The 2,190-nt window shown below is 74.5% G+C and carries 1 protein-coding gene and 1 pseudogene; one reads left to right on the top strand and one right to left on the bottom strand.

The genetic code is table 11. The annotated features are described in order from the left end of the window. Window positions 1–848, bottom strand: a pseudogene (locus DBR36_RS10005) (1-pyrroline-5-carboxylate dehydrogenase); the annotation flags it as partial. 200 nt (window positions 849–1,048) lie between these two features. Here DBR36_RS10005 and DBR36_RS10000 point away from each other — a divergent pair. Beyond that, window positions 1,049–2,173, top strand: coding sequence for a S1 family peptidase (locus DBR36_RS10000; RefSeq protein WP_258222700.1), 1,125 nt, complete (start codon window positions 1,049–1,051; stop codon window positions 2,171–2,173). Window positions 2,174–2,190 lie beyond the last annotated feature (17 nt).

Raw genomic sequence — 2,190 nt, 5'->3', positions numbered from 1 at the left:
GAGCCCCGCCTGCGCGAGGCCGCGCGGACCCGGGCCCAGGCGGCGAGCTCGTACACGGCGCCCAGCGTCTCGGGCACCGCGACCGGCAGGCCGACGCCCGCGGCGGCCTCGCGCAGGCGGGGCTCTTCGAGGACGCGCGTGAGCACGGCGACGGTGAGGTCGAGGTCGTCACGACCGGTGGCGACGAGGGTCACGTGCGAACCGCGCGCCGCCGCGTCGAGGAACACCGGCAGCACCCGCTCGGCGGCGTGCTGGACGTCGGCCTCGAAGGCCCACGGCGAGCGGGGCGCGACCACGTCGCCGATCGCGATCGACACCCGCGCGACGTCGTCGCGGGCGATGAGGGAGCGGATGCCGTCCAGCCGGCGCCGCGCGGCGGACTCCCCCGCCACCCGGGGGCCGTCGAGGCGCAGGTCGAGCACGGTCTCGTCCGCGGCCGCGGCCGCGAGATCGGCGTCGAGGCGCTCGGACCGGGCGTCGAGCACCAGGCCGGCGAGCACGTCGCGCAGAGCCCGGCGCGCCAGCGGGACGGCCGGGGTGGGCAGCACCGGGGCGACCGCGCCGCCGAGCTGCAGGGCGCCGCGGACGAACCACGGCAGCGATGCGGGCGCGACCTCCGCGAGCCGGTGCAGCGCCGCGGCCGCCGCCGTGAGGCTCTCGGGGCGCAGCACCGCGTCGGCGGCCGCGGCGACGAAGGCCGCTCCGTCCGCGTCGGTCGGCAGGGCGGGACGGCGCGGGCCCGTCGTCGCGACGGCACGCGTACCGAAAGCGGCCGCGCGCGACGCCGCGCGGGCGGCGAGGTCGGAGGAGAGCGCTGGACCGGTGGCGCGAGGGTCGTTCGGGCTCATGTGCGTCAGCCTAAACACCGCGCGCGCGGGGCCTCGGCGGCCCGCCGCGCAAGCCGAGATCGACTTGTCCCCCGAACGGGTGACATTTTCTGGACGCTGATCACCAATTCACAGAAACTTCTTCGCTTTTCGTCCGCCCCGTGTTTGTATGGCCGCGGGTACCCCGCCATTTATCCCCCCTGGATGGAAGGTCACTCCACGTGAACCGCATATCGAAGACGGTCGTCGGCGCTGCCGCTCTCGGCCTGTTCCTGACCACCGCTGCCAGTGCCCCCGCGCTGGCGCAGACCCCGGCCACGCCCGAGCGCGCCGCCGTCGACGGCGTCGACGCGCAGCTGCTCGAAGCGATGGCCGCCGACCTCGGCACCGACACCGCCGGAGCGCAGAACGTCCTGCGTTTCCAGGCCGATGCCGCCGCGACGACCGACGACGTCGAGGCCGTCGCCGGCGAGGCCTACGCCGGCACCTGGCTCGACGAGTCGACGCGAACGGTGTACGCCGCCGTGACGACCGACGCCGCCTCGGCCGCGGCGGTCGACGCCGGTGCCGTGCCGGTCGAGGTCGAGCACTCGCTCACCGATCTCGAGGCCATCGCCGCGCAGATCGAGGCCGGCCCCGTGCCCGACGTCATCCCCTCGTGGTGGATCGACGTCGAGGCCAACGACGTGGTCGTCGACGTCGTCGCCGGCGGCGACCAGATCGCCTCCGACTTCGTGGCCTCGCTCGGCGCCCCCGCCGGCGCCGTCCGTCTCGACACCGGTGCCGAGGCGCCCGAGACCTTCGCCACGATCCGCGGCGGCATGTCGTACATCATCAACAACCAGAGCCGCTGCTCGGTCGGCTTCGCGGTCCAGGGCGGCTTCGTCACCGCCGGCCACTGCGGCGTCACCGGCGACAGCACGACCTACGGCTCGTTCCGCGGCTCGTCCTTCCCCGGCAACGACTACGCCTGGGTCGCCACGCCCAACCACACCCCCGTCGGGCAGGTCATGGACTACGCCGGCGGCGCGGTGGCCGTGAAGGGGTCGACGCAGGCCGCGGTCGGGGCCACGGTGTGCCGCTCCGGATCGACGACCGGCTGGCACTGCGGTCAGATCCAGGGCTTCAACTCCACGGTGCGCTACGCCGAGGGCTCGGTCTCGGGACTGATCCGCACGAACGTCTGCGCCGAGCCCGGCGACTCCGGCGGCTCGCTGCTCGCCGGAAACCAGGCGCAGGGCGTGACCTCGGGCGGCTCCGGCGACTGCACCTCGGGTGGGACGACCTACTTCCAGCCCGTCAACGAGATCCTGCAGACCTACGGTCTGCGCCTGCTCACCAGCTGATCCCCTCCCCCGGGTAC

This window comes from Microbacterium sp. HMWF026, assembly GCF_003061325.1.
GTDB lineage: Bacteria > Actinomycetota > Actinomycetes > Actinomycetales > Microbacteriaceae > Microbacterium > Microbacterium testaceum_E.
The sequence above is the reverse complement of the archived record's forward strand: the minus strand, read 5'-3'. Positions and strand labels throughout refer to the sequence as shown.